The sequence below is a fragment of the Lentzea sp. NPDC051838 genome (genome assembly GCF_040681245.1).
Classification (GTDB): Bacteria; Actinomycetota; Actinomycetes; order Mycobacteriales; family Pseudonocardiaceae; genus Lentzea.
The window spans coordinates 63,884-88,302 of the sequence record NZ_JBFAYI010000006.1 but is presented as its reverse complement, the minus strand read 5'-3'; the positions used below and the strand labels follow the sequence as shown (position 1 = coordinate 88,302).

22 protein-coding genes are annotated in these 24,419 nt (G+C 68.1%); 19 read left to right on the top strand and 3 right to left on the bottom strand.

Going from position 1 to position 24,419, the window contains the following annotated elements; all coding sequences use genetic code 11:
• Positions 1 to 34: 34 nt before the first annotated feature.
• The 3 genes from AB0M24_RS16485 to AB0M24_RS16475 are packed head-to-tail and all read left to right on the top strand — an operon-like array spanning position 35 to position 2,122.
• On the top strand, positions 35 to 493 hold the full coding sequence (locus AB0M24_RS16485) for an FxsA family protein (protein ID WP_363767377.1): 459 nt from the start codon (positions 35 to 37) through the stop codon (positions 491 to 493).
• A complete protein-coding gene (locus tag AB0M24_RS16480) occupies positions 490 to 1,050 on the top strand; it encodes a GNAT family N-acetyltransferase (RefSeq protein ID WP_363767374.1) in 561 nt (186 codons plus the stop codon). The genes AB0M24_RS16485 and AB0M24_RS16480 overlap by 4 nt, the downstream gene beginning before the upstream one ends.
• A gap of 19 nt (positions 1,051 to 1,069) precedes the next feature.
• On the top strand, positions 1,070 to 2,122 hold the full coding sequence (locus tag AB0M24_RS16475) for a tetratricopeptide repeat protein (RefSeq protein WP_363767371.1): 1,053 nt from the start codon (positions 1,070 to 1,072) through the stop codon (positions 2,120 to 2,122).
• Here AB0M24_RS16475 and AB0M24_RS16470 read toward each other — a convergent pair.
• Positions 2,119 to 2,589 carry a hypothetical protein gene (locus tag AB0M24_RS16470; protein WP_363767368.1) on the bottom strand — a complete coding sequence of 157 codons (471 nt, stop codon included), beginning with the start codon at positions 2,587 to 2,589 and terminating at the stop codon, positions 2,119 to 2,121. The genes AB0M24_RS16475 and AB0M24_RS16470 overlap by 4 nt on opposite strands.
• A gap of 116 nt (positions 2,590 to 2,705) precedes the next feature.
• Complete coding sequence (locus tag AB0M24_RS16465; protein ID WP_363767366.1) at positions 2,706 to 3,101, bottom strand: SsgA family sporulation/cell division regulator; 396 nt, start codon at positions 3,099 to 3,101, stop codon at positions 2,706 to 2,708.
• A 144-nt stretch (positions 3,102 to 3,245) separates the two neighbouring features.
• On the opposite strand from AB0M24_RS16465, the gene AB0M24_RS16460 reads away from it, so the two are divergent.
• The 11 genes from AB0M24_RS16460 to AB0M24_RS16410 all read left to right on the top strand — a co-directional run bounded on the left by AB0M24_RS16460 (position 3,246) and on the right by AB0M24_RS16410 (position 16,705).
• Positions 3,246 to 6,725, top strand: coding sequence for a P-loop NTPase fold protein (locus AB0M24_RS16460; RefSeq protein ID WP_363767363.1), 3,480 nt, complete (start codon positions 3,246 to 3,248; stop codon positions 6,723 to 6,725).
• Positions 6,726 to 6,795: 70 nt separating this feature from the next.
• Positions 6,796 to 7,806: an L-erythro-3,5-diaminohexanoate dehydrogenase gene (locus AB0M24_RS16455; protein ID WP_363767360.1), complete on the top strand. Its 1,011-nt coding sequence runs from the start codon at positions 6,796 to 6,798 to the stop codon at positions 7,804 to 7,806.
• The gene (locus AB0M24_RS16450; RefSeq protein ID WP_363768259.1) at positions 7,799 to 9,346 is read left to right on the top strand and encodes an amidohydrolase; all 1,548 of its coding nucleotides are present in this window, start codon (positions 7,799 to 7,801) and stop codon (positions 9,344 to 9,346) included. Before AB0M24_RS16455 ends, AB0M24_RS16450 begins: the two co-directional genes overlap by 8 nt.
• A 4-nt stretch (positions 9,347 to 9,350) precedes the next feature.
• The gene (locus AB0M24_RS16445; protein WP_363767357.1) at positions 9,351 to 10,919 is read left to right on the top strand and encodes a lysine 5,6-aminomutase subunit alpha; all 1,569 of its coding nucleotides are present in this window, start codon (positions 9,351 to 9,353) and stop codon (positions 10,917 to 10,919) included.
• The gene (locus AB0M24_RS16440; RefSeq protein ID WP_363767354.1) at positions 10,916 to 11,668 is read left to right on the top strand and encodes an OAM dimerization domain-containing protein; all 753 of its coding nucleotides are present in this window, start codon (positions 10,916 to 10,918) and stop codon (positions 11,666 to 11,668) included. The genes AB0M24_RS16445 and AB0M24_RS16440 overlap by 4 nt, the downstream gene beginning before the upstream one ends.
• Positions 11,665 to 12,063, top strand: a complete 399-nt coding sequence (locus AB0M24_RS16435; protein WP_363767351.1) for a hotdog fold domain-containing protein — start codon at positions 11,665 to 11,667, stop codon at positions 12,061 to 12,063. The genes AB0M24_RS16440 and AB0M24_RS16435 overlap by 4 nt, the downstream gene beginning before the upstream one ends.
• A gap of 72 nt (positions 12,064 to 12,135) precedes the next feature.
• Positions 12,136 to 13,551, top strand: coding sequence for a DUF4331 domain-containing protein (locus tag AB0M24_RS16430; protein ID WP_363767348.1), 1,416 nt, complete (start codon positions 12,136 to 12,138; stop codon positions 13,549 to 13,551).
• 15 nt (positions 13,552 to 13,566) lie between these two features.
• Positions 13,567 to 14,604, top strand: coding sequence for a tetratricopeptide repeat protein (locus AB0M24_RS16425; RefSeq protein ID WP_363767345.1), 1,038 nt, complete (start codon positions 13,567 to 13,569; stop codon positions 14,602 to 14,604).
• The gene (locus AB0M24_RS16420) at positions 14,601 to 15,944 is read left to right on the top strand and encodes a sulfite exporter TauE/SafE family protein (protein ID WP_363767342.1); all 1,344 of its coding nucleotides are present in this window, start codon (positions 14,601 to 14,603) and stop codon (positions 15,942 to 15,944) included. The genes AB0M24_RS16425 and AB0M24_RS16420 overlap by 4 nt, the downstream gene beginning before the upstream one ends.
• A gap of 18 nt (positions 15,945 to 15,962) precedes the next feature.
• Positions 15,963 to 16,274 (top strand): hypothetical protein, encoded by a 312-nt coding sequence (locus AB0M24_RS16415; protein WP_363767339.1) that lies wholly within the window; start codon positions 15,963 to 15,965, stop codon positions 16,272 to 16,274.
• Between the two features lie 77 nt (positions 16,275 to 16,351).
• The gene (locus tag AB0M24_RS16410; protein WP_363767336.1) at positions 16,352 to 16,705 is read left to right on the top strand and encodes a GntR family transcriptional regulator; all 354 of its coding nucleotides are present in this window, start codon (positions 16,352 to 16,354) and stop codon (positions 16,703 to 16,705) included.
• Position 16,706: 1 nt separating this feature from the next.
• On the opposite strand, the gene AB0M24_RS16405 is transcribed toward AB0M24_RS16410, so the two are convergent.
• A complete protein-coding gene (locus tag AB0M24_RS16405) occupies positions 16,707 to 17,690 on the bottom strand; it encodes a methyltransferase (protein ID WP_363767333.1) in 984 nt (327 codons plus the stop codon).
• A gap of 120 nt (positions 17,691 to 17,810) precedes the next feature.
• Between AB0M24_RS16405 and AB0M24_RS16400 the strand changes: the two genes are divergently transcribed.
• From AB0M24_RS16400 to AB0M24_RS16380, 5 genes are all read left to right on the top strand, one after another.
• A complete protein-coding gene (locus AB0M24_RS16400; protein WP_363767330.1) occupies positions 17,811 to 18,923 on the top strand; it encodes a LuxR C-terminal-related transcriptional regulator in 1,113 nt (370 codons plus the stop codon).
• Positions 18,924 to 19,032: 109 nt separating this feature from the next.
• Positions 19,033 to 20,199, top strand: coding sequence for an acyl-CoA dehydrogenase family protein (locus tag AB0M24_RS16395; RefSeq protein ID WP_363767326.1), 1,167 nt, complete (start codon positions 19,033 to 19,035; stop codon positions 20,197 to 20,199).
• On the top strand, positions 20,196 to 22,154 hold the full coding sequence (locus AB0M24_RS16390) for an acetate--CoA ligase family protein (protein ID WP_363767323.1): 1,959 nt from the start codon (positions 20,196 to 20,198) through the stop codon (positions 22,152 to 22,154). The genes AB0M24_RS16395 and AB0M24_RS16390 overlap by 4 nt, the downstream gene beginning before the upstream one ends.
• A complete protein-coding gene (locus AB0M24_RS16385) occupies positions 22,151 to 23,758 on the top strand; it encodes a 5-guanidino-2-oxopentanoate decarboxylase (protein WP_363767320.1) in 1,608 nt (535 codons plus the stop codon). Before AB0M24_RS16390 ends, AB0M24_RS16385 begins: the two co-directional genes overlap by 4 nt.
• A 61-nt stretch (positions 23,759 to 23,819) precedes the next feature.
• Positions 23,820 to 24,383 carry a DUF4360 domain-containing protein gene (locus tag AB0M24_RS16380; protein WP_363767317.1) on the top strand — a complete coding sequence of 188 codons (564 nt, stop codon included), beginning with the start codon at positions 23,820 to 23,822 and terminating at the stop codon, positions 24,381 to 24,383.
• Positions 24,384 to 24,419 lie beyond the last annotated feature (36 nt).

Genomic DNA, 24,419 nt, shown 5'->3' with positions numbered 1-24,419 from the left:
GGAGCAAACCGGGCGGCTTGTGCGTTCAAAAGGCATGCCTGTCTTCGCGCTGGTGCTCGTCGGGATGTTCGCCGAGATCGCGGTCATGATCGCCGTTGGCAACGCCATCGGCGGGCTGTGGATGATCGCGCTCCTGCTGGTCGGCACCCTGGTCGGCCTTCAGCTCGTGCGCAGGCAAGGGGCGCAGACGATGGCCGCGTTCAGCGAGGCCGTGTGGAAGCGTCAGCAGCCGCACCAGGAGATGGCCGACGGCGTGCTCATCGCGGCGGCCGGGGCGTTGATCATGGTGCCTGGGTTCATCAGCGACGTGGCGGCGTTGTTCCTGCTGTTCCCGCCCACGCGCAAGATCGTGAGCCGCCGGATCGCGCGCAAGGCCGAGGCGGCGGCGCTCAAGTTCGAGCACGAGCGGCGCTTCGGGCCCGGTCAGGTCGTCGACGGTGAAGTGGTCGACGTGGAGCCGGTGATCATCACGGATCGGCGCGAGCTGACGTGATCCGCGCGTACCGGCCCGCTGACCTGGACGCGCTCTACGACATCTGCCTCGACACCGGCAACGGTGGCCTGGGTGCGCGCCATCTGTTCGATGACCCTCGTCTGCTCGGACACGCCTACGTCGGACCGTATGTGGCGTTCGAGCCTGACCTCGCATTCGTCGTCGAGGACGACGAGGGCGTGTGTGGTTACGCGATCGCGGCGTCCGACAGCGAGGCGTTCGAGGACCGCTGCGAACGTGACTGGTGGCCCGACCTGCGGGTGAGATATCCGCTCAGACCCAACCCGAACCGCGTCGTGCAGCACATCCACCACCCGGTCAGGGTCGATCCGACGCTGGTCAAGGACTATCCGGCACACATGCACGCGAACCTCCTCCCGCGCGCGAAGGGCAAGGGGTTCGGCGGAAAGCTCGTGCGCACCGTGCTCGAACGTCTGGAGAAGGGCGTTCATGTGCACGTGCGGCACCAGAACACGCACGGCATCGGATTCTGGGAGCACCTCGGCTTCCGCGTGATCGACTCGGCTGACAAGCTCGTCCTGGGGTTGCGCCTCTGACCCCGACGAGGGAGAGCGGATGGACGACGTGACCACGGCCGAGCAGTTGGCGGCACAGCTGCGGGCGCTCAGACGAAGACACGCGAGATCGCAGAACGACAGGGAGCTCACGGTCCGCGAGATCGCGGCGAAGTCGGGGTACGCCGTCGGCCGCATCTCCGAGTACCTCAACGGCGTGACGTTGCCGCCGACCGACAGGTTCGACGTCCTGATCGGCATTTTCGGGGCCAGCGATGAAGAACAGGCCGAGCTCGCCACCGCCCGCGACCGCGTCGAGGAAGCCCGCCGCGTCACGAAACGGCCCGAGCTCACCCCGATGCAGCTGCCACCAGTGCCGCACGGATTCGAAGGCGAGCTGGAGCTGGGCGAGGAACCGATCTCCGTCGTCACCGGCCCGGCGGGCGTCGGCAAGACGGCGCTGGTGGTGCGCTGGGCCCACCGGAACGCCGGCCGCTTCCCCGACGGCGTGCTGTACCTCGACCTGCGCGCTCACCACCCGGAACCGGCGTCTCTGCTGCGTGCCCTGGGCGTCCAGCCACCGGCAGCGCCCGGCGAGCAAATCTCGTTGTGGCGCACCACGATCGCACGGCGGCGCGTCCTGCTCGTGCTGGACGACGCGCGTGACGCGGAGCAGGTGCTGCCGTTGCTGCCGGGCAGTGGGTCGTCCGTCGTCGTCGTGACGAGCCGAAACGCGCTGAACGAGCTGGTCGTCACGTATGGCGCGCAACGGTTCGTGCTCGTCGCGCGAGGCCGTTTCGACGCCGAGACCCAGGCCAGAGCACTCGCGAACCTCGGCGAAACCCACAACCGCGCTGAAAGGTTCGCCGATGCCCTGGAAGTGCTGGAACGCGCCCGCGACCTGTACGCGGACGTCGAGGACCACGCGGCCCGCGGCGACGTGCTGGCGAGCCTCGGCGCCTGCTACGCGGGACTGGGTCGTCGTGACGAGGCGATCGCGGTCACCTACAAAGCCCTCGCGCTGCACCAGGCGATCGGGAACCACAAAGCAGCCGAACGCGCACAAGAACAGCTGCGGACGGTCCAGGACCGCCCGCAGCCGCAAGAAACCTAGAGAACCAGCATGCCCAGCAGCACGACCTCGTCCGACCACGCCGACGGGTGCGGCGCCGCGGCCACCTTGATCGTCGAGCCGACCCGGTTGACCGGGAAGTCGCTGATGCTGCCGCCGGCGAGGACGTCGGCGGACCCCACCAGCACCTCGTCGACGAACACGTAGACCGTGCCCTTGTGCACGTTGCTGACGTTGTCGTGGACGTTCACGTGCACCGAGTTGATGTACGCGGCGGGCGTCCGCACGGTCACGTTGCTGCCGGAACCACCGCAGTGGCCGCCGCCGAAGCAGATGTTGGTCGAGTTCGTCCACGGCTGGCTCGGGCTCGTCGACGTGCTCCACGGGATGCTCGGCGCGTAGAACGACGCCGAGGCCGCCGACGCCGTGCCGGACAGGCCGAGAACCAGCGCGAGCGCCCCGAACAGCGCCGCGAGTGCCGGGAACCCCCGACGGAGGAAGGTCCGCATCATCTCCCCTTACGTTCCGCCTAACGCCCCGGTGCTCCGGAGCCGGGCGGAACCTTGCCCGAGCCGAGGGGGAGAAACGCCTGTTCCGGAACGTCGCGGAACGTCCCGGAACGCCGCTAGGCGAGCAGGTCCTTCAGCAGCAGGTCGAAGTCGAGCGCCTCACGCCCGGCCGGCACGACCGCGTAGGTGGAGTCGAGGAACCGGCCGAGCTCGTCGGCCGACAGGTGGAACACCGCGTGCGAGTCCTCGGTGAAGAGCTCCAGCACGAGCACGTCCCCGTGGTCCGGCCGCAACCGCACGTCCCCGATGCCCGCGGGCGACAGCAGCCCGTCCGACAGCAGCTCGCGCCCGCACACCCAGGTCGACTCCTGGTCCCGGGCCTGGAACCGCATTGTCACGGCGTGCGGATCGTCCGAGCGGTACTGGAGGTCGACGTTCATCGGCTCGACCGTGCCGTCCGGCCTGATGAACTCGACGACGGTGGCGGTGCCGATCCGGGTCTCGTTGAACATCGCCGTTCCTCCTCCGCGAGGGTGCTGCCATCCACACGGACGCTGTTCGGGATCGGTTCAACGGTTCGAAGAAAAAAGTTCGGACTCAGGTGCCGCGACCTCCGCACGAGGTAGCGAAAGCAGGTAGCCGGGCGACAACAGAGTGTGTCTGCGTCGTCCGACAAGCCCGCCACGACCGACGAACTCGGCTTCGACCGGTTCACGGAGCCGCTCGCGCGGACCATCGCCGAGATCGACCGCTCCGGCACGCCCTGGACCATCGGCGTCTACGGCGAGTGGGGCAGCGGCAAGACCACGTTCCTGCGGTTGATCGAGAAGAAGCTCACCGAAGAGGGCGTGCGGCCGATCTGGTTCAACGCCTGGAAGTACGCCCGCGACGACAACCTGTGGGCCGCCCTCATCGAGAAGATCGTCGTCGACGCCCGCCGCTCCGTGCCCTGGTACCGCGTCCCGGACGTGCGCCTGCGCATCTGGCTGCGCTCGATCGACTTCCGCGCGGGCTTCTTCGAGTTGTTCCGCAAGCTTCTCGCGATCGCCTTCAAGATCGCGATGCTCACCGCGCTGGTTCTCGTCGCGGTCAGCCTCGTCCCGGTCGCCGGCAACCCGATCACCGGCTGGTTCGCGAACAAACCCCTGCTCGCCGATCCGCTGGTCAGGGTGCTGGTGGGGGTCGTGGCGGCGCTGGGCACGAAGCCGGAAGCGCTGCTGAAGCTGTTCGACGTGCGGCTGGGCGCCGACCTGGGGGCGTTCCGGCGGCGTCGCGAGCACCGGTCGCAGACCGCGCTGATCGACGACTTCACCGCCGAGTTCCAAGGCGTGCTGAAGGTCGTGTACCCGCGCAAACCCCTGGTCGTGATCATCGACGACCTGGACCGCTGCCTGCCGGAACAGACCCTGCAGATCATCGAGACGATCAAGCTGTTCCTCGACGAGCCCGGCTGCGTGTTCCTGCTCGCGGTCGACCGGGAGGTGATCGAGCACGCGATCCGGGTGAAGTACAAGGACCTGTCGGCGGTCGGCGAACTCGGCGAGACGTTCTTCGAGAAGATCGTGCAGTTGCCGTACTCGCTGCCACCTCCGGCCGCGGGCAAGGTCGACTCGTACATCCGCAAGATGTCGTCGGACCCGGATGTGCTGGCCTGCCTGCCGATCCTGCGCGGCACCGCGCCGTACAACCCGCGGCGCATCAAACGCACGGTGCAGGCGTTCCTGCTCTTGAAGGACCTGTCCGCGGACTTGAAACCGGTGCCGTCGGTGCTGGCCAAGCTCGTGGTGATGCAGGCTCAGTTCCGGCAGGTGTACCGGGCCGCCGTCAACGACCACTCGCTCCTGGCCCGGCTGGAACAGGCCTATCGGCAGCCGGAGGTGAAGCCCGACGCCGCGGTGAGCGGGCTGATGGAGCGGTATGCCGAGCTGTATCCGGGGCTGGAGAGGCTGCTCACCCTGGATGTGGGTGTCCAGGACACCTTCCGTGGCGTGGCGATCGAGGCCTACCTGTCGATCGTCGACACGGTGGCGGTAGCCGAGGAGTCCGCGCAGGAGCGCCTGCGGCACCCGATTCTGGTGAGCTGTGCGGCTGAGGACCTGGTGTGGGCCAAGCCTCTGGCCGAAGCGTTGCGGAGTGTCGGCGAACGTCCTCTGGTCGGTGTTCCTGAAAGACCCTTCGGCGCTCGTGTCGGCTACGTCGTCGGGGTGTGGTCGTGGAACTCCGTTCAGTCGGCAGCGGTGGAGAGAGAGTGGGCCGATGCGGTGGCGAAGGGCATTCCGTTCCTCGCGGTGCGCGTCGAGGACGCCACGCCCTCCGCGTTCCTCGAGGACAAGCAGGTGCTCGACGTCGTCGGCATGACGGCTGGCGAGGCCCAGAGGGAACTGCTGGCACGGCTGGGCTTCGTGACCGCCGCGGACCTCGAGGAAGATCGCACCACCTTCACCAACCTCCCCGCGGTGCCGGACGACCTCGTGCCGCGCGACGGCCTGCCCGAACAGGTGCGGGCACCGATCACGGTGCTCGCCGGCCCGCCGGGCAGCGGTAAGACGACGTTCGCGATCCGGTACGCCATCGACTACTACGGTGACTACAGCTTTGTGTGGCTCATCCGGGCTGATACCCAGGACGACGACATCGCGGCGCTGGCGAAGTTCGTGGGCTCGTCGGCCGATCGCGTGCTGGACGAGCTGGAGGACGACAACTACCTGCTGATCTACGACGGATTCGAGAGCGCCGAGGACGCGTCACTGCCTCGCAGCGGCTCGGGCACGGTCCTCGTGACGACGCGCAACCGGGACTGGGGCGATGCCGAGTCGGTGGTCGAGGTCGGCCCGCTGCCCCGTGCCGAGTCCGTGCGGTACCTGGACGTGCCGGACGCGGATGACCTCGCCGAGGTACTGGGCGACCTCCCGCTGGCACTGGCCTGCGCCAGGGGCCAGTTGGGCGAGAACGGTGGGTCGGTGCGGGACTACTTGGCCTCGCTCGACGAGCGCGGGGTGGGTTTCGTGCGGCACGGCGACCTGTCGGTGGACCGGACGTTGAGGGATGCCCTCCTCCCTCTGAACCCCTTCGCGATCAGACTGTTGAAGGCGCTGTCGTTCCTCGGTCAGTCGCCGATCCCGGACTCACTCCTGCGGGACGTCGCGGACGAGGCTGCCTTGACCCGGTGGTCGTTGGTCAGGCGCGTACCGGCCGGCTTCGAGCTGAATCCCCTCGTAGGGCGGTTTGTGCGGGACTTCCTCGGTGCCGAGGAAGTCGCGTCGATGGTGCGACTGCCTGAGGATCGACGGGGACTCGAGCGCGCACGACCGCATTTGGACGCATTGGTCGACCAAGCTGGCCCGCTCGTTCCGGCCGAGATCGCGCCACTGCTGGTGCAGTTGGGGCGCAACTGGCTCGCCACCGGTGGGTGGCACCAAGCTTGGGCGTGTGCGGAGGACGCCATCCGGTTGGCTCAGGGCGACGCCTCGGCAGTGGCGTTGCGCGAGGAGGCGCGGGGTCGCACGGTGGTTCTGCTGGGAGACTCCAGGGGCGCGCTGACCGAGCAGTTGCGGACGGCGTTCGGCAAGGAACCGTTCGAGGTGGTCGACTCCGGTGATCCGGTCGAGTACCTGGTCACGTCGCCACATCGGATCGATTGCGTGGTCGCCGTTTCCGATGAAGGCGCGGGGATGACGCCGGTACTGCAGGCGCAGATCGGCCTGGCTCACTCGGTCGGAGTGCAGTGTGCGACCGGCGCGGTGATGCCCGCTTTCGCCGATTTCCCTGTCTCCCTCGACCTGGGGCCGGACTTTCCCGATGCATCCGTGGTGACCGCGGACTCGGGCGAGAAGGTGCTCGAACTGGCGGACGTCATCCAGCGCCTGGTCGAATCGCCCTGGCAAAACGGCAGAAGCCCCGTTGCGTGCACGCAGTTCCGTGCGGTCCTCATGGCACGAGAAGGCGCGACTCCAGAGGTCGCGGACATCGACTTCGGTTTTTGGCGGGGCAGTTCCTCTGTCGGCGGCGTTCTGTCCGGGACCGCCAGGGGCACGGTCGTCGTGCTGTTCGAGGTGAGTGAGCCGGTCTCGATCAGGGTTGGATCCCGGTTCGACAGCGGGCTCGGACGCGGGGTTGTGACCCGGATCGTCAAGTGATGCTTGCGGTATCTTGACGTCTCACGTGAAGATATTGTCGAGACAGCGTCGTCGACCGAAGGATTTTCAGGTGAGCGCGTACGGACTGCACCGCGTCCTCGAACCCGCCGGCGTGCTGCCGCAGCAGGCGTGGCGGCTGGACGCGGAACCGGTTCCCGCGGCCGACGAGGTGATCGTCGCGGTCGAGCGGCTCAACCTGGACGCGGCGTCGTTCCGGCAGCTCAGGGAGCAGCATGGCACTGGCGACGCAGTGCGGCAGGCTGTGCTGGACATCGTCGGCGAGCGCGGCAAGATGCAGAACCCGGTCACCGGCTCGGGCGGCATGCTGCTCGGCACGGTCCTCGAAGTCGGGCCTGAGTCGCCGCTCGGGCTGAAGGCGGGCGACCGGATCGCGACGCTGGTCAGCCTCACGCTCACGCCGTTGAAGATCAACGACGGCCTGCAGGACTGGGACGGCGAGGACGAGCAGGTGCCGTGCCGGGGGACCGCGGTGCTGTTCGGGCGGTCGATCGCGGCCGTGTTGCCTGATGACATGCCCAACGAGCTGGCGCTGTCGGTGCTGGACGTGTGTGGGGCGCCGGCGCTCACCGATCGGGTGGTCCGCAAGCACTCCGGTGGGTCTGTGCTGGTGCTCGGCGGTGGAGGCAAGTCGGGGTCGCTCTCTCTTGCGGCCGCGCGTCAGGCCGGTGCGTCGCGCCTGGTCGCTCTCGTCCCGACCGAGAAGGAAGCGGACCAGGTGCGTAAGGCGGGCCTCGCGGACGAGGTCGTCATCGCGGACGCACGCAACCCGGTCGCGGTGGCGGAGGCTGTCGGTAAGCCGGTTGATGTCACTGTCGTGTGTGTGGACGTGCCGGGGTGCGAGCACGGCGCCATCCTCGCGACCGGCGACGGCGGCACCGTGATCTTCTTCTCGATGGCGACGTCGTTCAGCGCCGCGGCCCTCGGTGCCGAAGGTCTGGCCGCCGACGTGGAGATGATCGTCGGCAACGGGTATGTGCCTGGTCACGCGGCGTTCGCGTTGGACCTGATCAGGACCCAGCCGGGTGTGCGGGCGCTGTTCGAGCAACGGCAGACTGCGTGACGTGAGTACGCAACTTTTGGTCGGCGGCCGCATCTACGCACCGGATGCGACGGCCATGGCCGTCACGGACGGCGTCATCGTGTGGATCGGCCAGGACTCGGTGGGCCGCGCGCTGCACCCCGAGGCAGAGGTCATCGACCTGCACGGGGCGTTCGTCGCGCCCGCGTTCGTCGACGCCCACGTCCATGCGACGAGTGCCGGTCTGCTGTTGACCGGCCTTGACCTGACCCGCACGTCGTCCGTCGAGGAAATCCTCCGACTGGTCCGCGACGCCGAAGGCCCGATGGTGTGGGGGCACGGCTGGGACGAGACGCGATGGCAGGAGAACCGGCCGCCGACGCGCGCGGAGATCGACGAGGCCGCGCAGGGCAAGACCGTCTACCTGTCGCGCATTGACGTGCACTCGGCGTTGGTGTCGTCGAACCTCATCACGGACGACGCGCGCACGGCCGACGGTTTCGACGACGACGGCCCGCTCTCTCGCGCCGCCCATCACGTCGTGCGTCGCGTTGCCAAAGCAGCGATCACGCCCGAACAGCGACAGGCGGCGCAGAAGACCTTCCTCGCCCACGCCGCGTCGATGGGCATCGCGTCAGTGCACGAGTGCGCCGGTCCGGACATCTCCGGCGAGGACGACCTGCGCGAGCTTCTCCAGCACACCGACGGCCCCGAGATCGTCGCCTACTGGGGTGCGCACGAGAAGCCTTCCGTCGCTGTTCGCGGCCTCGCGGGCGACCACTTCGTCGACGGCGCGCTGGGCTCCCGCACCGCCGCGCTGACCGAGCCTTACGCCGACGCGGAGACGTCCGGCGCGCTCTACCTGGACGGCCAGCAGATCGCCGACCACCTCATCAAGTGCACCGAAGAGGGCATCCAGGCGGGCTTCCACGTCATCGGCGACGCCGGCATGGCCGCGATCATCGACGGCTTCGAGATCGCGGAGAAGGCCCTCGGCACGCCCGAACTGGCCTCCGCACGCCACCGCCTCGAGCACGTCGAGATGGTCGACGCCGAGCAGGCCCGCAAACTGGCTGGGTGGGGCGTCATCGCCTCGGTTCAGCCTCTTTTCGACGCCGAGTGGGGCGGCCCCACTGGGATGTACGCGCAACGGCTCGGAAGCGAGCGCGGAGTGGGGCTGAACCCCTTTTCGAAGCTCGCCGCAGCAGGCGTCGTACTCGCGTTCGGCTCGGACACCCCGGTGACCGCCATCGACCCGTGGGCGGCCGTGCGCGCGGCGGTGCACCACAAGACCGAGGGCCATGGCATTTCGCCACGAGCAGCGTTCACCGCCCACACTCGCGGCGGCTGGCGTGCGGCGGGCGTGGACGACGGCCTGACCGGCACGCTCCAGCCCGGCGCGCCCGCTACCTACGCGGTGTGGGAGACGGGTGACCTCGTCGTGGCCGCGAGCGACTCGCGGGTGCAGCGCTGGTCGACCGATCCACGCTCGGGTGTTCCCGGGCTGCCTGATCTGACCGGCCCGGCGCCGGACTGCGTGCGAACCGTCCTGAACGGCCGGACAATCTACGAGAGGAAGTGACTCGATGGCGTTGCTCGACCTGGATCCCAAGGTGGTGGCCACCGCGCGCGAACTCGCGGCGCGGGCGGCCGAACCGGTGGTGTCCCTCGCGAAGGCGCACACCACCGTCGCTGTCGAGCGCGCCACACTTCGCCTGGCCGGCATCACCGGCGCGGACTCCACTCACCGCGCCGGTGACGTGCCGTGGGTCAACCGCGTGATCGACACGGTCCGCGAGCAGTGCGGGCTGGAGCACGGAGTGGTGCTTCCGGCTTTCCACGCACTGCGTCAAAACAACCTCGGCACCCTGACCGAGCTCGCGGAAGCCACCGCGGCGGGCCAGATCCAGTTCAAGATTCCCACGGGCAAGGACCTGACGGCCGCGAAGAAAGCCGCCACGTCCGCCGTCGCCAAGGGCCTCAAGACGGTCGACCGCAACAAGGTCCAGCGCGACAAGCTGGTCAGCAAACTCGGCGATCCCGCGCAACGGCCGTGGATCTACCTGATCGTCGCGACCGGCGACATCGACGAAGACGTCGTGCAGGCCCAGAACGCGGCACGCGCGGGCGCCGACATCATCGCGGTGATCCGCTCGACCGGTCAGAGCCTCCTGGACTACGTGCCGGAAGGCGCCACGCACCATGGTTTCGCGGGCACGTACGCCACCCAGGAGAACTTCCGCATCATGCGGGCCGCGCTCGACGACGTGTCGAAGGAGGTCGGCCGGTACGTGCGGCTGACCAACTACGCGTCGGGTCTCTGCATGCCGGAAATCGCTGTGCTGGCAGGACTTCAGCGGCTCGACATGATGCTGAACGACTCGATGTACGGGATCCTCTTCCGCGACATCAACCCGATCCGCACGTTCGTCGACCAGCGCTTCTCCCGCCAGGTCCACGCCCGCGCGGGCATCATCATCAACACCGGCGAGGACAACTACCTCACCACCGCGGACGCCGTCGACGCCGCGCACACGGTCACGGTCAGCCAGCTCCTCAACGAGCACTTCGCCCACGAGGCGGGACTGCCCGACCACCTGCTGGGCCTCGGCCACGCCTTCGAGATCAACCCGAAGGTGCCCGACTCGTTCCGCCTGGAGCTCGCCCACGCACTCCTGGCCCGCGAACTGTTCCCGGACGCGCCGCTGAAGTGGATGCCGCCCACCAAGCACATGACGGGTGACGTCTTCAACGGCTACCTGCTGGACGGGTTCTTCAACCTCGCGGGTGTCCTGACTGGACAGTCCATTTTGCTCGTCGGCATGATGACGGAAGCCGTCGTGACGCCGTTCCTGTCCGACCGCGACCTCGCGCTGCAGAACGTCCGGTACGTGCTCAACGCGGCCGGCAGCCTCGCCGAGGACTTCCGTCCCGCACCGGACGGGCTGATCGTCAAGCGCGCGCACCAGGTTCTCGGTGAGGCCGTGGATCTGCTCGAACGCATCGTGGACGAGGGCCTGCTGAACGCCATCGCGGACGGCACGTTCGGTCTCATGAAGCGCCCGGCGGACAAGGGCAAGGGCGCGGACGGCGTGGTCGAGAAGGCGGACGGCTACTTCAACCCGGCGAGCGAGATGCTGGAGGCAGCGCAGTGAGCGAGTCCAAGAGGTACGTGCGGCCGTACGGCGACACGACCGGCGACGGCATGATCCAGACGTCGTTCACGCTGCCGATTCCCTTCGGCCCCAAGGCGGACGGCGCCGCGCAGCAGCTCGCGAACAAGATGGGCATGGACCCCGCGATGGTGGTCCACTCGCACCCGATCGGCGACGACTTCACGTTCTTCGTCGTCTACGGTTCGGTGAAGCACCTCGTGGACCTCGACGAGGTCAAGGTGGTCGAGCGCGAGTACCCGCTGCTGACACCGTCCGAAGTGAACACCACGCTCAAGAAGGTGTTGCGGCGCAAGCTGGTTGTCGTCGGTGGCTGCATCGGCACGGACGCGCACACGGTCGGCATCGACGCGATCCTCAACATCAAGGGCTTCGCGGGCGAGAAGGGCCTGGAGTACTACCGCGAGCTGAAGGTCGTGAACCTCGGCGCGCAGGTCTCAGTACCCGAACTGGTGCGCAGTGCCCGCAGTGAGAAGGCCGACGCCGTGCTGATCTCGCAGGTCGTCACGCAACGGGACGCGCACATCCTGAACACGCAGGAGATGTCCGCGGCGTTCCGCGAGGCGATGGGGGACAAGCGGCCGCTGCTCGTCGCAGGCGGTCCGCGGTTCGATCCGTTGATGGCAGGAGAGCTGGGCGTGGACCGGGTGTTCAGCAGAGGCACCACGCCGGGTGAGGTCGCCAGCTATCTGGTGCACGCGATGCAGGAGAAGAAGGGGGTCGCCGCGTGAGCGGGGCTTTGGTCGAGGGTTTCCAGGTGACGCACCGCCGTTACGTGCCGCATTCGCACGCTCACTACGGCGGCAACCTGGTGGACGGCGCCTACGGGCTCGGCATGTTCGGTGACGTGGCCACCGAACTGCTGATCCACACGGACTCGGACGAGGGGCTGTTCGCGGGGTACAGCTCCGTCGAGTTCGTGGCGCCGATCCAGGCGGGTGACGTCGTCGAGGCGTCGGCGACGTTGGTGCGCATAGGAAAGCGCTCGCGGGAAATCGAGTTCGAGGCGCGCGTGGTGTGCCGGTCGGCGCCGGATCGCGGGCCCAGTGCCGCCGACGTGCTGGCTGCGCCAATCGTCGTAACGCGTGCTCGTGGCACCGTCGTTGCTCCGAAAGCCGCCGAATAACAAGAAAGTAACGCGCTCGAACCGGCAGGCGTCCTGCTTCCGAATCCCCGGCCGTGGGAAGGGAGCAGGACAATGCCAACTAGCAAGAAACAGCGATTACGGCGCGGCGCGATCGCCGCCGTCGTGGTCGCGGCAGCGGCGGCGATCCCGGCGGCGCAAGCCTCCAGCCACCGCGAAGCACCGCTCATCGCGGCCGACCCGGCCGTGGACAACACCGACGTCTACGCCTTCACCAGTCCCGACAGACCCGACACCGTCACGCTCATCGCGAACTGGTTCGGGCTGCAGGAACCCAACGGTGGTCCCAACTTCTACCCGTGGGCCACGGACGCGCGGTACGACCTCAACATCGACGCCGACGGCGACGCGTTGCCGGACAAGACCTTCCGGTTCACGTTCACCACCGACGACCGGCGCGGTGGGAAGTCGCCGACCTTCCTCTACAACAACGGGCCCGTCACCTCGATCAACGACGAAAACCTGTTGTTCCGGCAGAACTACAACCTCGAGCTGATCGAGGGCAACAAGACGACCACGTTGGTGCGCAACGGAAGGGCGGCGCCGTCGAACACCGGGCCCGCGTCGTTCCCGAACTTCGGGACGATCAGGGACCAGGCGACGTCCAAGCTCCCCGGTGGCGGCCAGGTGTACGTGGGACCGTCGGAGGACTCCTTCTTCCTCGACCTCAGGGTGTTCGACCTGCTCTACGGCGGGAACCTGAAGGAGGTCAACCAGGACACGCTGATGGGCTACAACGTCAACACCATCGCGATCCAGGTGCCGAAGACGATGCTGGCGCTCAAGGGCGACCCGAAGCGCAACCCGGTGATCGGCGTGTGGAGCGACACCGAGAAGCGCACGCTCAAGCTCGAACCCGGCAAGGCGACCCCGCAGGGCGACTTCGTCCAGGTCTCGAGGCTGGGCAACCCGCTGGTGAACGAGGTCGTGGCGTCGGCGCCGATCAAGGACGCCTTCAACGCGCTGCAGCCCGTCAACGACGCGAAGGTGCAGGCGTTGCTGGACCGGGTGAACGACCCGGAGCTCGCGCGGCTGATCCAGCAGATCTACGGCATCCCGGCACCGAAGACGCCGCGGGCCGACCTGGTGGAGATCTTCCTGACGGGCATCACCACGAAGGCGGGCGGGCCTATCAAGGCCGACCTCAACTCGCAGCTGAACAACGCCGACGTCGACCCGAAGAAGTTCCAGCCGTCGGAGATGTTGCGCCTCAACATGGGCGTTCCGGTCGCGAAGGATCCCAACCGGCTCGGTGTGCTCGCCGGTGACCTCCAAGGGTTCCCGAACGGACGCAGGCTCACCGACGACGTCGTGGACATCGAGATCCAGGCCGTGGTGGGTGCGGCGCTGACCGGCAAGCTCGTGCCGGCTCTCGCCAAGGGTGACCGGGTGGACAAGAACGACGTTCGCTTCGGGGACAAGTTCCCGTACGTCGGACTGCCTCGCAACAGGGCGGTCAACTCCAACTAGGCAAGGGTGCCTGACATGTGGAAATCACTTCCGCTGCTGGCAGCTTTGCTCGCCGTTGCCGCCTGTGCCTCCCCGCAGGCGGCAACACCCGCCGCCCAGCAGTCCGCGAGTTCTTCTTTGCAGCACAACGCCGAGTCGTTGCAGGCCAAGCTCCGCAGGACCCCGCAGGACGCTGCCGCGTGGGCCCAGCTCGGTGCGACGCACGTCGAACTGGCCCGCGTCACCTTCGATCCCCAGCACTACTCCCGTGCCGAACGTGCTCTGACCGAGTCGTTGCGGCTCAAGCCGGAAGGCAACGGTGACGCGTTCATCGGTCGTGGTGCACTGGCGAACGCCAAGCACGACTTCGCCGCTGCCCGCGACTGGGGACAGCGTGCGGTGACCGCGTTGCCGGACAACGCTTCCGCGCAGGGAGTGCTCGTCGACGCGCTGACGCAGCTCGGTGACGACGCCGGTGCTTCTGTTGCCCTGCAACGCATGCTGGACCTGCGGCCGGGTGTCGCGTCGTTCACCCGCGCCGCGTACCACTTCGAGCTGCACGGCCGGGTGGACGAGGCACGGGAGGCGTTGAACCGGGCGCTGGAGTCGGCGTCGTCCGAGGCCGAACGCGACTTCTGCCGCTTCCAGCTCGACGAGCTGAAGGGGCGGACCAACGAGGAGGCGCTGGAGGTCTATCGCGGGCTCGTGGCGAAGGCTCCGTCGCCGGACTACCTCGTGAAGTACGGCAAGGCGTTGGACAAGGCCGGCAAGCCCGCTGAAGCGCGAGCGCAGTTCGACCTCGCGTTGCAGCAGTTGCGGGCGCTGGGTGGCGACGACCTGACGGCCGCGTTGATCGCGGCTGACCACGGTGATCCCGCGGAGGCGTTGCGGTTCGCCGAGAAGGAGTGGGCGAAGCGGCAGAGCGTCTTCACCGCGGACGCTCTCTCGTGGGCCCTGCACGTCAACAAACGGTCGGCGGAAGCCCTGCAGTACTCCGACAAGGCTGTGGCGCTGGGCTGGCGTGACCCTGAGGTTCTGCGGCACCGCGAGGCGATTCTGGGGAGTCTGCGATGAGGGTGTTCCTGCTGACGGTGTTCGGGCTGTTCGGCCTGCTGCTGATGGGCGGGGTGGCGCAGGCCCACCCGTTGAGCAACCTGAGCGTGAACCACTACGACGGGCTGCGGGTGTTCCCCGACCGCGTCGAGCTGCGGTCCGTTGTGGACAGTGCGGAGATCCCGACCCTGCAGGACCGGGACTTCGTCGACGCCCGCAAGCGCTGCACGGAACGCGCGAAGTCGTTGAACGCCATGGCGGACGAGCAGGAGCTGAAGTTCGAGGTGCGGGACGCGGACGTCGTGCGGCCGCCCGGTGAGGCCGGGCTGCCGACGATGCGGCTGACGTGCGAGTACACCGCGTTGCTGCCGGTGCGCGGCGAGGTGGAGGTCACGTTCAGCGACTCGTACCTGAAGGACAAGCCGGGCTGGCGCGAGATCACCGTCGTCGGTGTCGACGTGTCGGTGTCGGGCGCTCCGTCCGAGTCGGTGACGAACGAACTGCGGAACTACCCGGACGACCTGTTGTCGTCGCCGCTGGACGTCCGGGCGGTCCGATTTGTCGCTCAACCAGGCGAGGGAACTGTCGTCACCCCGCCCGGTGCGTTGGGAGAAGCCACAAAGGCGGCCGTCGGACTGGTGGGTGATCTCACCCCGGTGGTCGGGATAGGCGCGGTCCTGCTGTCTCTGGTGCTGGGCGCTTCGCACGCGTTGCTGCCCGGCCACGGCAAGACCGTGATGGCCGCCTATCTGGCGGGTTCGAGGGGTACCCGCCGCGACGCACTCCTCGTGGGGGCCACGGTGACCATCACCCACACAGCGGGGGTTTTGGTGCTGGGGCTGCTGCTCAGCGTGTCCAGCGCGATCGCCGGTGAGTCAGTGCTCCGCTGGCTCGGCGTGGCGAGCGGTCTGCTGGTCGCGGTGATCGGAGGGGTGCTGCTCCGCTCGGCGGTGCGCAACCGTGGTCGTAAGCGGCACGACCACGGCCATGGGCATGGACACGGTCACGGTCATGGGCACGGCCATGGCCACGGACACGGACATGGTCATGGGCACCGCCGGGCGGGGCTCGTCGGAATGGGCGTGGCGGGCGGCCTGGTGCCGTCCCCGTCCGCGCTGGTCGTGCTGCTCGGAGCGATCGCGCTGGGCCGCACGTGGTTCGGGGTGATCCTGGTGCTCGCCTACGGGCTGGGAATGGCGGCGACGCTGACCGCCGCGGGGCTGCTGCTGGTGTCGTTGCGAGACCGCTTCAGCCACCGCCTGGCCCGTTTCCGCAAGTACGCGGACTTCACGCCGCTGGGCACCGCGGCGCTGGTGATGCTCGTCGGAGTCGGTCTGGCCACGCGTGCGCTGGCCGGTTAGTTCTCAGGAAGAAGGATCATGAAGAAGCTCATCGTGTTCGTGGCCGCCTTGTTCGCACTGGCAGCGTGTTCGACGTCCGGTTCGGCCACCGCTCAGTTCGACGACGAACAGCAGTCCGACATCTCCTGCATGAAGCACCAGGAGCAGACGCCGGGGGAGGAGTACTTCGACGAAGGTAATTGGGACACCGTGGTTTCGTTATCCATCCTCCGCTACTACACCTCGAACGGCACAAAGCCCTACTGCGACGGCAAAGGCGCTTCGGAAGCCGACGAAGGCTGGAAGAAGCTGTACCTGCAGATGGGCGCGGACCAGACACATATTCGCTGAATTGACCGCAACCTCCGCCGCTTTGACCCGTTGGTCAACACAGAGGTAGTGACAAGCGGGTTGAGGGGCGGAGTGCAGTGAAGATCGACCACCACGGGGACACACCTCCGTACGAGCAGGTGCGGGTGCATTACGCCCACGCCATCTCGAACCGAGAGCTGCCGGTGGGCGCCAAGCTGCCTACGGTGCGCGCGTTGGCGAAAGACCTGGGTCTGGCGGTCAACACCGTGGCCCGCGCCTACCGCGAACTGGAGGAGGCCGGCCTCGTCGAGACGCGGGGCCGCGCGGGCACCGTGGTGAGCGCGAACGGTGACAACAACAGAGAGCGAGTGCGTGCGGCGGCGGCCCAGTACGCGGCGATGTCCGCGGAACTGGGCCTCACGCCGCATGAGGCTCTCGACATCGTGCGGGCGGCGTTGGCGCGGTTCTGAGCTACACCGCGTCCGCGGTCACCAGGCTGATCGGGCCGGCCAGCGGGAGATGCCCGGTGAAGGCCCAGCCGCACTCAGCGAGCCACGCGGAACCTTCGTCCACGCTGTACACGTCACCGTCGTTGACGTGGATCGCGAACTCGCCGGCCATGAGGGCCGCGGGCAACGGAGCTGTGTGCGTCGGATCCGTCCAGAAGTCCGCGATCAGCAGGCGTGCTCCGGGTTCGGCGGCGGCTCGGATCTTGCGGAGGATCGTGCGGTTCGTGTCCGGCGTGAAGTAGTGGATGAGGTTGGCCATCAGGAAGACGTCGTGGCCCTGCGGGAGATCGTCGGTCAGCAGATCTCCCACGTGCACCTGGATCCGGGAGTGGTCGCGCAGCCGTGTCGTGGCGAAGGCGGCCACCCCCGGCAGCTCGAACACCGTCGCGGTGAGCGAGGGATCGGCGTCCGCGAGGGCGACGGACCACGACCCCGTTCCGCCTCCGATGTCCAGCACCCGGCTCTGCTGCGGCAACGCGGCCACGTGAGGGAGTGCGCGGCACGCACCGGCCGTGGCGGCGTCGATGCCGGCCGACACGACGGGCACGAGCTCGTCGTCGATCTCGGTGATGTCGTGCGCGGGTTTGCCGCGTCCGAGAGCTCCGGCCAGATCGGTCCACGCCGGGTAGCTGATCTTGTCCCAGAACCGCAGCAGCGGTCTGAAGTCGGCGGGTGTGGCGCCCGACAGGAACGTCGCGGCCACCGGTGAGTTCGCGTACTGCTCGCCATGTTTTTCGAGTAGGCCGAGCGCGACCATGGCGTCGGCGCTGATGCGTGCCGTGCGTTGAGGTAGGCCGGTGCGAGCCGCGAGACCGGCCAGATCGGCCGGGCCCTCGCCGAGGGCCTCGAACAGGCCCAGTTCGTTGGCGGCGAAGAGGTGCTTGCTGGCCATGAACCCCTGGGCGAGCTGGAAGATTCGGTCCGGGGCGATGTCGGAAGTCGTCATGCTGTGAGCCTGCGACCGCTCTTGAGGCGTCCACCATCCCAGAACGCTGGGTGATCGTCGCTGGTGGGAGCCAGATTTCTGGGGGTGGCGCGTGGCCGGGCGCGGCGTAGTCTCCGACGCGTGGCGCTGGTACCCCGAGTGCGGGCGGAGATCGCGCGCATCGACGCGGCCCGGTTGACCTGGGTCGACTTCACCGCGGGCGTCTCGGAGACGCTCCGGCCGGCCCTCCCGTTCGACGCCTACTGCTGGCACACGGTCGATCCCGGCACGATCCTGTTCACCGGCAGCGTCAACCGCGACATCGCCTGTTCCGGCTCCTGGCTCGCGCACTACGAGTACGTCGTCGACGACGTCAACAAGTGGTCGTTCCTCGCCAACAGCGGCCGCATCGCCGGGGCGAGCAGCATCGACACGCACGGCGACCTGAGCCGCTCCGCCCGGCACCGATCGCGCGAGTCGTACGGCATCGGCGACGAGCTGCGCGTCTCGCTGGTGGTCGACGGCGTCTACTGGGGAGCGGCGGCCTTCCTGCGGCACGCGGACCGGCCGTGCTTCACCGAGGCCGACGTGGCGGCGTTGTCCGCGCTGGCCCCGTCCATCGGCGCCGGACTGCGTCGCACGATCGCCGCCTCGTTGTCCGGCCCTCGGGTGGACTGGGGGCCGGGTGTCGTGGTGTTCGACGCTTCCGGAGAGCCGGAGTCGACCTCGGCCGCGGCGGAACGCTGGATCGGCGAGCTCGTGGAGGATCCGCCGCCGGACCACCCGAGCGAGTCGAAGATCGTGCAGTCGATCGCCGCCCGCGCCAGGGGGATTCCCATCGGTACCGATCCGCTCGAACTGGCCGCGCGCGCCCGCGTTCGCACGCGCTCCGGGACGTGGTTGTTGTTGTACGGCACCCGTCTGGGCACCGACGGGCGGACCGCGGTGATCATCCATCCGGCCACTCCGCAGGACGTCGCACCCGTGGTCGCTTTGGCGTACGGGCTGACCGACCGCGAGTCGCTCGTGGCGATGCAGTGCATCCAGGGGCGCCCCACCAAGGAGATCTCCAAGGCGCTGTCGATGTCGCCGTACACCGTGCAGGACCACCTCAAGTCCATTTTCGACAAGACCGGGGTGCGCACGCGCGGCGAGCTCGTCGGGCAGATCTTCCTCGACCACTACGCCACCCGGTGGGAGCGTCCCGCCGCGGAGACACCGGGACTGTTCGTGGCCGGTATCGAGACCACCTGAACCGACCCCGGTCATCACCCGTTCGCGCACCTTCTGAAGAGGCTTGACACGGCTAGGCTGCCCGATGGATCGTGAATAACTGATTCGTCAGTCAATTTAGGAGTGCGAGATGGGGCGGACCGTCAGAGACGGCCTGCGGCTCACGGCCGAGCAGGAGCAGTTCGTCGAGCTGGCCCGTGACTTCGCCGCGAGGGAGATCCGTCCGCGGGGCCGCGCCGTCGACGAGGCCGACACCGAGTCGCCGCTCGACGTGTGGGAGAAGGCGTCGCAGCTCGGGCTGACGTCGTTCATGATCCCGGAGAAGTTCGGCGGCGGTGGCGTCACCGACCTGCTCACCCAGGTGCTCGTCCAGCAGGAGCTGTGCCACGGTGACATCGGCATCGGCAACCTGATCACGTCCAACGGCTTCTTCAGCGCGCCGATCGAGCACCTCGGCACGCCTGAGCAGCAGGAACGCTTCCTCAGTCCACTCGGGACCTCGCTGCCGCCGCTGACCGCCGTCGCCGTCACCGAGCCCGGCAGCGGGTCGGACGCGGCGAGCATCCAGACGTCGGCGCGGCGGGACGGGGACTCGTACGTCCTCAACGGACAGAAGACCTGGATCTCCAACGCTCCCTACGCCTCGACGTTCGTGATCTTCGCTACCGTGGATCCGTCGTTGCGGTCGCGTGGTGTCACGGCGTTCGTGGTGCCGCGTTCCTCGGAGGGGCTGAAGGTCGGGGCGCCGTTCCAGAAGATGGGGCAGCGCGCGATCGTCAACGCCGAGGTGTTCCTCGACGACGTGCGGGTGCCCGTCGAGAACCGGCTCGGCGACGAAGGTCAGGGGTTCGCCAGCCTGATGCGGACGTTCGACGCGTCGCGCATCCTGATCGGCGCCGCCACCACGGGTCTGGCTCGGGCGGCGCTGGACTTCGCTTCTTCCTACGCGCGGGAACGGCAGCAGTTCGGCGTGCCGATCATCCAGCACCAGGCGGTGGCGTTCCGGCTCGCGGACATGGCCACGCGCGTCGACACCTCGCACCTGCTGACCGTGCGCGCTGCTTCCCTGTACGACGAGGGTGTGGCCGTGGCGCAGGAGTCCGCGATGGCCAAGCTCGTCGGCTCCGAGAACGCCATGTGGTGCACGCACGCGGCGGTGCAGACGCTGGGCGGCTACGGCTACTCGCGCGAGTACCCGGTCGAGCGGTGGATGCGGGACGCCAAGCTCGAGGAGATCGAGGAAGGCACGTCGGACATCCAGCGTCTGATCATCTCCCGCGGCCTGGGTGCGAGATGATCTTCTCCGACCCCGCGTCCGTCGCGGTCGTAGGTGCCAGCGACGACCCCGCCAAGTGGGGGCACTGGCTGGCGCGCGGTGCGTTGAGCGGCATTGCTCGTCGTGCTGTGCACCTCGTGAACCGCAGTGGTGGCTCGGTTCTGTCGCATCCGACCGTGCGGTCGTTGTCGGAACTGGCTGAGGCGCCTGAACTCGTCGTGCTGGCGGTGCCGGCCGCGCACGTTCCTGCTGTGGTGGACGAGGCTCTGGCCGTTGGGGTGCGCGGGTTTGTCGGCATCACGTCGGGTATCGACGAGCGGGTGATAGGGCGGATTCGTGAGGCCGGGGCCCGGTTGCTCGGGCCGAACTGTCTGGGGGTGTTCGACGCGGCGACGTCGTTGCACCTCGCGTGGGGGCAGTTCCAGCCCGGTTCTTTGGGAGTGGTGTCGCAGAGCGGGCAGATCGGGTTGGAGATCGCCGGGCTCGCGGCTTCGGGTCTGGGGGTGTCGCGGTTCGTGTCGGTCGGCAACCAGGCTGACGTGACGGCTGCCGAGGCGTTGCTGGACTTGGTTTCCCACGACATGACCACGGTTGTCGGGGTGTACCTGGAGAGCTTCGGGCCGGGGATCGTGGCGGCGATGTCCGCGTTGCGCGCCGCGGGGAAGCCCGTTGTTCTGCTGACGGTCGGTTCCTCTTCTGCCGCACAGGAAGCTGCTCTGTCGCACACCGGTGCGCTTACGTCCTCAATGGACGTTGTGGACGCGGCTTGCCGACGGGCCGGTGCGGTGCGGGTTCTGACGCCTGCCGCTCTGGTGGACCTGGCCTCCGTCTTGAAGTCGGGGGCGCCGCGCGGGCGTCGGGTCGGGATCATCTCCGACTCGGGTGGGCAGGGTGCGATCGCGGCGGATCTCGCTGTGGCGGCAGGGCTTTCGGTGCCCGCTCTGTCTTCCGGGCGGAATCCTCTCGACCTCGCCGGGGCGGGGGAGCAGGACATGGAGAACTACACCCGCGCGGTCTCGGCTCTGGCACGCGGGGGAGAGGTCGACACCGTCGTGTTGTCCGGGTACTTCGGCAGCTACGGGGCGGACACGCCGTCGCTCGAGTCGCGCGAGGTGTCGGTTGCTGCTGCTATCTGTTCCCTGGCAAGGGAAACCGGCGTTCTGATCTCCGTGCACAGCATGTGCGCTGACTCTGCGGCGGTGCGGGCGTTGCGCGCTGGTGGAGTGCCGGTGCAGCACACGATCGAGCGCGCGGTGGCTGCCCTCGGGCACGCGACCCGGTTGGGGACGAGCATCCAAAGCGTTGAGCCGCAAGCAACGAGCGCGGTGCGGTACCAGCCCGGCTACCTCGCCGCCCGCGAGCTGCTTCACTTCGTGAAGTTCCCCGAGGCGCATCCGGTGACGTGCGCCGCCGAGGCCAGGGCCACGACGTTGCGAGGCCCGTACGCCCTCAAAGCCGACTGGCTGGCCCACAAGAGCGAGCACGGCGGCGTTCGGATCAACCTCACCGACCCTGCTGCGGCATTCGAGGAGATGGAGTCCAGACTCGGCCCGGGCACCTACGTCCTGGAGGAGATGGACACCCGCTCCGACGCCATCGAGCTGATCATCGGCGCCAAACGCGATCACTCGTTCGGCCCAGTGATCCTCGTCGGCGCGGGCGGCGTTCACGCAGAGTTGTTCAAGGACACCGCGATCGAGCTCGCGCCCGTGACTCCCGCCACAGCAAGGGAAATGCTGGCACGCCTCGTCTCCGCTCCGCTCCTGTCAGGCTGGCGCGGCGCCCCGGCGGTGGACGTGGCGGCGTTGGCCCAGGTGATCGCCCAGATCTCGGAGACGCTCGTGGCCAGACCGGACCTGGCCGAGATCGAGCTGAACCCCGTGCGCGTGGGGCCTGACGGCGTGCTGGCCGTCGACGCGCTGATCATCCCTTCGGGGGACAGGTTGAACGACACGAGCGGACAACGCGTGGCATGAGCATGACCGTTCCTCGCATCAGCGGGGGTGACGCCCTGGTGCGCGCACTCGTCGCGCACGGCACCGAGCTGGTGTTCGGCATCCCCGGCACCCACAACCTGGGCATCTACCGAGCCCTGGCCGACCACGACGTCAAACACGTCACGCCCCGCCACGAGCAGGGCGCCGGTTTCGCCGCCGACGGCTACGCCCGAGTCACCGGCAAACCGGGAATCTGCCTCACCACGAGCGGCCCGGCCGTGCTCAACGCCATGACCGCCGTGACCCAGGCCTACTCGGACTCCGTGCCGGTCCTGCTGATCTCCCCAGGCATGCCCCTGCGCCACCCAGGCCGAGGCAACGGCACCCTCCACGAAGCCCGCCACCTGAGCGCCGCCCTCGAAGCCGTAATCGGCTACTCGAACCGCGTCCACAGCGTCGCCGAAATCCCGCTGGCCGTGGCACAAGCCTTCGCGCACATGACCTCCGGCCGCCCCCGCCCAGCCCACCTGGAGATCCCGCTAGACCTCATCGACGCCGTCGAAAAAGTCAGCGAAGTGGCCCCGGTCATCGTCGCCCACCCACCGGCCGACGCAGTAACGATCGCCGCAGCAGCAGGCCGCCTCAACGCCGCTTTGTGCCCAGGTTTGATCATCGGCGGCGGCGCTCGCGGTGCGGCCGAAGAGATCACCGCCCTCGCCGAACGCCTGGGCGCCCCAGTGGTCGCCACCGCCAACGGCAAAGGCACCGTCTCCGAACGCCACCACCTCTCCATAGGCGCGGGCCTGCACCACAAAGCCGTAGCCGAGTTCATCGCCGAATGCGACGTAGTCCTCGCCATCGGCACCGAACTGGCCTCCACCGACCTCTGGAACGGCCCGCTGAAGTTCCCCGGCGACCTGATCCGCATCGACGTCGACCCGGCCCAGATGATCACCAACGCCCTCCCGGACTACCGCCTGGTAGGCGACGCCCACGCGACTGTGATGGCGTTGAACCAACGCCTGGGCAAGGGAAAAGCTAGCCCGGACGCGGTGAAACGCGCCGAACGCTGGCAGAAGCTCTTCCGCAAACACGCCAGAACCCAAGGCGCCCCTTGGCTTCCGCTCGTCGAAGCCATGCAGGAAGTCCTGGCCCCCGGCGCCATCATCGCCGCGGACAGCGCAATGGCCTGCTACTACGGCACTTTGTCCAACCTCCCGCTGGAAGCCCCAGCCAGTTTCCTGTACCCCACCGGCTTCGGCACCCTGGGCTACGGTCTCCCCGCGGCCATCGGCGCCAAAATGGGAGCCCCAGACCGCCAGGTAGTAGCGCTGCACGGCGACGGTGGCGTGATGTTCACCCTCCCCGAACTGGCCACCGCGGCCCAGGAACGCCTCGCGCTCCCCGTGATCATCTGCGACAACGGCGGGTACGGCGAGATTCGCCGCGAGATGGCGGACCGCAGCGAACCCGTCCACGGCGTGAACCTCCCGGGCATCGACTTCGCGCGCGTCGCCAAGGGCCTCAACTGCCACGGCCTGACCCTCGACGACGAGGACAAGTTCGCCGCGGCGCTGCGCAAGGCGTTCACCGCGGACCGCCCAACGGTCCTCCACGTCGTAGGCGACTTGGCGGGTGCCTGAGCGCCGTTTGCGGGATTGCGGGGCTCGATAGGTTCTCCCACAACGATGTGAGGAGGCCTCGATGCTGGCGGCGGCGATGGCGTTGGTGGCTGTGGCAGTTGTCCCACCTGGACCGGTCACCGTCGAGGTGGTGAGCGTGGCAGGTTCGGGATGTCCGCAGGGGACGACGAACGTGGCGATGTCCGAGGACAACGAGGCGTTCACGGTGACGTACAGCGACTTCTTGGTGCAGGCAAAGGGATCTGAGGCCAAGAAGAGCTGCACGATCGAGCTCAAGCTCAACCACACGGCCGGGTATGCGTACGGGATCGCCGCGACGGACTATCGCGGGTTCGCGAACCTCACCGAGGGCGCGAAGGGCACTGAGCGCAACAGTTACCACTTCCCGGGGTTCCCTACGCGGCACAGCACTCGTACCTATCAGGGGCCGATGAGTGACAACTGGCAGGTGACCGACGTTCCGGACGGGGTGGCTCACGGGCCGTGCAAGGACAAGAAGCCGTTGACCATCGAGGCTGAGCTGAAGGTGACCGGTAAGGGACGGGACACCAGCTTCATGACGATGGACTCGACGGATTCCAGCGTCAGCACGACGTTCCGGCTGGCGTGGAAGCGGTGCAGCTGAAAACTGCGGGCGCCGGAGCGGCAAGCCGGTCATCAT